Origin of the sequence: Streptomyces sp. CT34 (assembly GCF_000805335.1) — a bacterium.
Classification (GTDB): Bacteria; Actinomycetota; Actinomycetes; order Streptomycetales; family Streptomycetaceae; genus Streptomyces.
In genome coordinates this window covers 5,409,103-5,415,136 of sequence record NZ_KN708638.1, presented here as the reverse complement: position 1 = coordinate 5,415,136, position 6,034 = coordinate 5,409,103, and the positions used below count along the sequence as shown (strand labels likewise).

Genomic DNA, 6,034 nt, shown 5'->3' with positions numbered 1-6,034 from the left:
TGCGCGGTCAAGCGCGGCTGAGGCACTGCGGAGCACCGAATCGGCCCCGGCAGGCGGCACGCCGTCGTGGCGCGCCGCCTGCCGGGGCCGGGGTACTCGGCTGGAGGTAACGGGGCTCAGCCCCCGAAAAACCGCAGCGGTTTCTCCGCCCTCGTCAGACGGTGACCTTCTCCAGGGCCTCACCCAGGGCCTTGGCCTCGTCGGGGGTCAGCTCGACGACGAGCCGACCGCCGCCTTCGAGCGGAACGCGCATGACGATGCCCCGCCCCTCCTTGGTCACCTCGAGCGGGCCGTCGCCCGTCCGCGGCTTCATGGCCGCCATGCTCGTTCCCCTTCCTGAAACCAGCTCATCTCAGCCGACGGCCTTGATAGGCGCGTGTCACCGGCATCGAACACATTGCTTCCAGGCCATTATCCCGCATCGAACGACCCGATGACCAACATCAGGGGGCATCCCTTTTGCAACGCGCTCCCGCAAACCCACCCAATTCGGGGAGGGGGCTGCCATACTTCGCCTCTCCTCGCCACCCGACGCGCCCGCAATCTTTGACGTACGTCACATGCCGATGGCGGATGATCTCCGGCATCCTGAGCGCTGGCTACCGCTACCCGGCAGCCAAGAGCCGCGACGGAGGGGACTCCACTATGGCCGACACCGTGCTCTACGACGTGACCGACGGACTCGCGACGGTCACCCTCAACCGCCCCGACGCGATGAACGCGATGAACACGGAGGCGAAGGTCCTGCTCCGGGACATCCTCCAGGAGGCCGCCGCCGACCGGGCCGTACGAGCGGTGCTGCTGACCGCCACCGGCCGCGCCTTCTGCGTCGGGCAGGACCTCAAGGAGCACATCGGCCTGCTGGCCGAGGACCGGGCGACCGGCTCGGGCGGCACCATGAGCACCGTGCGTGACCACTACAACCCCATCGTCACGGCGCTGACCGAGATGCCCAAGCCGGTCGTGGCGGGCGTCAACGGGGTCGCCGCGGGCGCCGGCGCGGGCTTCGCGCTGGCCGCCGACTACCGCGTGGTCGCCGACTCCGCCTCCTTCAACACCTCGTTCGCCGGCGTCGCGCTGACCGCCGACTCCGGGATGTCCTGGACGCTGCCGCGGCTGATCGGCCACGGCCGGGCCGCCGATCTGCTGCTCTTCCCGCGCTCGGTCAGCGCCCAGGAGGCGTACGACCTGGGCATCGCCAACAAGGTCGTCCCGGCGGACGCGCTGGCCGACGAGGCCGCGGCCATCGCCCGCCGGCTGGCCCAGGGGCCGACCGCCGCCTATGCCGCGATCAAGGAGTCGCTGGCCTTCGGCGCCGGGCACTCGCTCGCCGAGACCCTGGGCAAGGAGGACGAACTCCAGGTCCGGGCCGGGGCGTCGGAGGACCACCACATCGCGGTCGAGGCGTTCGTGAAGAAGGAGAAGCCGACCTTCCTGGGGCGCTGATCCGGGACGGCCCCGGCGGTTCAGCCGGCCGCCGCCTCCACCGCCGCGCGCACATGGCAGTCCACGAGATGGTCGTTGACCAGGCCGCACGCCTGCATCATGGCGTACGCGGTGGTGGGGCCGACGAAGCGGAAACCGCGCTTCTTCAGATCCTTTGCGAGCGCGATGGACTCGGGGGTGGTGGGCCGCACATCGCCCACGGTGCGCGGCGCGGCGCGGCCGGCCCGGTCGGGGGCGTAGGACCAGATGAGGGCGTCGAGCTCGCCGGGGGCCAGCTCGGCGGCGACCTTGGCGTTGTTGATCGTCGCGGCGATCTTGGCGCGATTGCGGATGATGCGGGGATCGGCGAGCAGCCGCTCGGCGTCCGCGTCCGTGAACCGCGCCACCGCCGCGATCTCGAAGTCGGCGAACGCGGCGCGGAACCCGGGGCGGCGCCGCAGGATCGTGATCCAGGACAGCCCGGACTGGAACGCCTCCAGGCTCATCCGCTCGAAGAGCGCGTCATCGCCGTGGATCGGCAGGCCCCACTCCGTGTCGTGGTACGCGCGGTAGTCCGCCATCTGCTCGGACTCCATGCCCCACGGGCAGCGCGGAACGCCGTCGGGCGCCGTCACCACACCGCTCATGCCCGGCCCTCCCCTTCTCCTTCGCCAGGGGCCTCCGGGCCGCCCGGGGCCGCCGGCCCGCCGCGCGCCTCCGGGGCCCCGGGCCGCTCGTCCTTCCCGGCCGGTCCGCTCGCGGGCCGGGTGTCCTGCGCGGGGGCCGGCCGCTCCGGGCCCTCGGGTGCCGGGGCGTGCTGCCCCCCGGTGTCCTGGATCAGGCCGGGGCCGCCCATGGCCGCGGCATGCGCACCCGCCAGCGCCGCCTCCAGCTCGGCGATCCTGGCGTCCCGCTCGGCGAGCTCGGCGCCGAGGCGGTCCAGGACGTCGTCGACGTCGTCCATGCGGTAGCCGCGGACGACCACCGGCAGCCGGACGGCGTCCACATCGGCGCGGGCCACCGGGCGGTCCTGCGGCAGCGGATCGTGCAACCGGTCCGGCTCGGTGTCCCGCAGCCCGCCGCCGTCCCCTCCGGCATCACCGCCGCCGACGACGACAAGCGTGACCGCGGCGACCACCACGACCATCGCGATCAGCATGAACCAGAACACGACCAACTCCCCGGACTCTGTGTCTCCACTGATCGTGCCATGCGGGTCTGACAGTTAGGGTCGCTCCGAACCACGGAGAGGGAGTCAACGGAATGCTGCGGCTGGGAAAACGCGAGTTCGGGACGCATGAGCCGGTGATCATGGCCATCGTCAACCGGACCCCGGACTCCTTCTACGACCAGGGCGCGACCTTCCGCGACGAACCCGCGCTGGACCGCGTGGAGCAGGCGATCGCCGACGGCGCCGCGATCATCGACATCGGCGGCGTCAAGGCCGGCCCCGGCGAGGAGGTGAGCGCCGAGGAGGAGGCCCGCCGTACGGTCGGGTTCGTCGCCGAGGTGCGCCGCCGCCACCCCGACGTGGTGATCAGCGTCGACACCTGGCGGCACGAGGTCGGCGAGGCGGTCTGCGAGGCCGGCGCGGATCTGCTCAACGACGCCTGGGGCGGCGTCGATCCGCGGCTCGCCGAGGTCGCCGCGCGGTACGGCACCGGTCTGGTGTGCACCCACGCGGGCGGCGCCGACCCGCGGACCCGGCCGCACCGGGTGACGTACGACGACGTGATGGCCGACATCCTGCGGGTGACGCTCGAACTGGCCGAACGGGCACTGGAGTTGGGCGTACGGCGGGACGGGATCATGATCGACCCCGGGCACGACTTCGGGAAGAACACCCGGCACAGCCTGGAGGCGACCCGGCGGCTCGGCGAGATGGCGGAGACCGGGTGGCCGGTGCTGGTCTCGCTGTCCAACAAGGACTTCGTCGGCGAGACCCTCGACAAGCCGGTCAGGGAGCGGGTGCTGGGCACCCTGGCGACCACCGCGGTGTCCGCCTGGCTCGGCGCCCGGGTCTACCGCGTCCACGAGGTCGCCGAGACCCGGCAGGTCCTCGACATGGTGGCCTCGATCGCCGGCCACCGGCCCCCGGCGGTCGCCCGCCGCGGACTGGCCTGAGGGGGTCGCCCCCGGGGGCGTGGGAACAGATCCCGTAGGGGATGGCCACGCCCCCTGCGGGGCCACAACGGGATGGGCGGGGGCGGTATTCCCGATTACCGCGGGCGATTCATTCCCGGGGCCGGTCGATTACCGGGGCCGGTTCGTTCCCGGAGCCGGTCGATTACCACGGCCGGTCAATCACCGCGGCCGGTCGATTACCGCGGTCGCGGCCGAAGCGTCCGTGCCGGACGGCGCCGGCGCGCGGCCATGCCGCATCGCCGCGGTTCGGGGCCAGCCCCGGCGGCCCGCCCCCGGCCCCGGCCCGCCGGACAGAGCCGTAAGGAGGGCTCGTCCGCGTACGGCCCGTCCGCGTACGGCCCGTCCGCCCCTGACTTACCGCCGGACGGGCGCCTACCGGCGGCCGGCGCCGTACCGCCGGGCAGCGCCGAACCGGATGCCGGCCTCCTTCACTGGATGCCGACCTCCTTCGTCACCAGCGCGATCGCCTCGTCCACGTCGTCGCTGATGTGGAACAGCTCCAGGTCGTGCGGCGACGCCTTCCCCTGGGCGACGAGGGTCTCGCGCAGCCAGCCGACCAGCCCGCTCCAGTAGTCCGTGCCGAACAGCACGATCGGGAAGCGGGTGACCTTGCGGGTCTGGACGAGGGTCAGCGCCTCGAAGAGCTCGTCCAGGGTGCCGAGCCCGCCGGGGAGGACGACGAACCCGCGCGCGTACTTCACGAAGCAGGTCTTGCGGACGAAGAAGTAGCGGAAGTCGACCCCGAGGTTGACGTAGTCGTTCATCCCCTGCTCGAAGGGGAGCTCGATGCCGAGCCCGACGGAGGTCCCACCGGCCTCACTGGCGCCCTTGTTGACGGCCTCCATGGCGCCCGGACCGCCGCCGGTGATCACCGAGAAGCCGGCCTTGACCAGCGCCCCGCCGATCCGCACCGCGGCGTCGTACTCCGCCGAACCGCGCGGCGTACGGGCCGAGCCGAAGACGCTCACCGCCGGGCCCAGCTCGGCCAGCGCGCCGAAGCCCTCCACGAACTCCGACTGGATGCGCATCACGCGCCAGGGGTCGGTGTGCACCCACTCGGAGGGGCCTTCGGAATCCAGCAGCCGCTGGTCCGTCGTGCCGGTCTGCACCTGGTCGTGACGGCGCAGTACGGGGCCCAGCCGCTGCTCCTCCGGGACGGGTGCTCCCTCGGGGTTGGCCATGACGTGCTCCCTCCGCAGGCAGATCGATTGCCACTTCAGCGTAGATCCGCCCGCGTGAAGCGCAGGGGAATTCCGCCGGTATGCGACCGGTCGGCCGCCGGTCCACCAGGTCGCCGGCGGCCGGTCCGCCGCGGAGGGGCCGGCGGTCAGCCCACCGGCGGCTGGTCGGTCAGCCAGGCGCGCAGCCGCTCCTCGCAGTGCAGGATCCGGGCGACCTCGACGCGCTCGTCCTTCTTGTGCGCGAGCAGGGAGTAGCCGGGACCGTAGTTGACGGCCGGGACGCCCAGCGCACTGAAGCGGGAGACGTCGGTCCAGCCGAACTTGGGCATCGCGGTGCCGCCGACGGCCTCCATGAACGCCTTGGCGGCCGGGTGTGCCAGACCGGGCAGCGCGCCCGGGGAGTGGTCGTCCACCACGAACTCGTCGACGGGGCAGTCGGCGAAGACCTCGCGGACGTGCGCCACCGCCTCCTCGGGGCTGCGGTCGGGCGCGTAGCGGAAGTTGACGGTGACGGTGCAGGCGTCCGGGATGACGTTGTTGGCCACCCCGCCCTCGATCCGTACCGCGTTGAGGCCCTCGTGGTATTCCAGGCCGTCGATGACCGGGCGGCGCGGCTCGTAGGCGGCGAGCTTCGCCAGGATGGGGGCGGCGGCGTGGACGGCGTTGGCGCCCATCCAGCTGCGCGCGGAGTGCGCGCGCTCCCCGCTGGTGCGCAGCAGGACCCGGAGGGTGCCCTGGCAGCCGCCCTCCACCTGCCCGTCGGAGGGCTCCAGCAGGACGGCGAAGTCGCCGGCGAGCCAGTCGGGGTGGGCGTCGGCGACCTTGCCGAGGCCGTTGAGGTGCGCGGCGACCTCCTCGTTGTCGTAGAAGACGAAGGTCAGGTCGCGGTTGGGGGCGGGGACGGTGGCGGCCATCCGCAGCTGGACGGCGACCCCGGACTTCATGTCGCAGGTGCCGCAGCCCCACAGGACGCCGTCCTCGTCGAGCCGGGAGGGTACGTTGTCCGCGATCGGCACGGTGTCCAGGTGCCCGGCGAGCACCACCCGCTCGGCGCGGCCCAGGTTCGTGCGGGCCACGACGTTGTTGCCGTGCCGGTCGACGGTCAGGTGCGGCAGTGCGCGCAGGGCCTGCTCGACGGCGTCGGCGAGGTCCTTCTCGTTGCCGCTCTCGGACGGGAAGTCGACCAGCCGCGCGGTGAGCGCGGCCGAATCGAGCGACAGGTCGAGGCCGGGGTGTGTGGAGCGCTCCATGGATCCGACCCTATCGGCAGCCCTCCGGTACGT

The 6,034-nt window shown here is 72.6% G+C and carries 7 protein-coding genes; 2 read left to right on the top strand and 5 right to left on the bottom strand.

What is annotated here, in order from left to right:
* Positions 1–154: 154 nt before the first annotated feature.
* Entirely contained in the window at positions 155–322 is a 168-nt protein-coding gene (locus RZ84_RS37010; RefSeq protein ID WP_003985072.1) for a DUF3117 domain-containing protein, read from the bottom strand.
* Positions 323–645: 323 nt separating this feature from the next.
* Between RZ84_RS37010 and RZ84_RS23710 the strand changes: the two genes are divergently transcribed.
* On the top strand, positions 646–1,446 hold the full coding sequence (locus tag RZ84_RS23710) for a 2-cyclohexenylcarbonyl CoA isomerase (RefSeq protein WP_043265975.1): 801 nt from the start codon (positions 646–648) through the stop codon (positions 1,444–1,446).
* Positions 1,447–1,466: 20 nt separating this feature from the next.
* On the opposite strand, the gene RZ84_RS23705 is transcribed toward RZ84_RS23710, so the two are convergent.
* Entirely contained in the window at positions 1,467–2,072 is a 606-nt protein-coding gene (locus RZ84_RS23705; protein ID WP_043265974.1) for a DNA-3-methyladenine glycosylase I, read from the bottom strand.
* Positions 2,069–2,596, bottom strand: a complete 528-nt coding sequence (locus RZ84_RS23700) for a DivIVA domain-containing protein (RefSeq protein WP_043265973.1) — start codon at positions 2,594–2,596, stop codon at positions 2,069–2,071. Before RZ84_RS23700 ends, RZ84_RS23705 begins: the two co-directional genes overlap by 4 nt.
* A 92-nt stretch (positions 2,597–2,688) precedes the next feature.
* Between RZ84_RS23700 and folP the strand changes: the two genes are divergently transcribed.
* Positions 2,689–3,549 carry a dihydropteroate synthase gene (gene folP, locus RZ84_RS23695; RefSeq protein ID WP_043265972.1) on the top strand — a complete coding sequence of 287 codons (861 nt, stop codon included), beginning with the start codon at positions 2,689–2,691 and terminating at the stop codon, positions 3,547–3,549.
* A gap of 449 nt (positions 3,550–3,998) precedes the next feature.
* On the opposite strand, the gene RZ84_RS23690 is transcribed toward folP, so the two are convergent.
* Together RZ84_RS23690 and dapE are read right to left on the bottom strand one after the other, a co-directional pair.
* Complete coding sequence (locus RZ84_RS23690; RefSeq protein WP_043265971.1) at positions 3,999–4,751, bottom strand: LOG family protein; 753 nt, start codon at positions 4,749–4,751, stop codon at positions 3,999–4,001.
* A gap of 146 nt (positions 4,752–4,897) precedes the next feature.
* Positions 4,898–6,001, bottom strand: a complete 1,104-nt coding sequence (dapE, locus tag RZ84_RS23685; protein ID WP_043265970.1) for a succinyl-diaminopimelate desuccinylase — start codon at positions 5,999–6,001, stop codon at positions 4,898–4,900.
* Positions 6,002–6,034 lie beyond the last annotated feature (33 nt).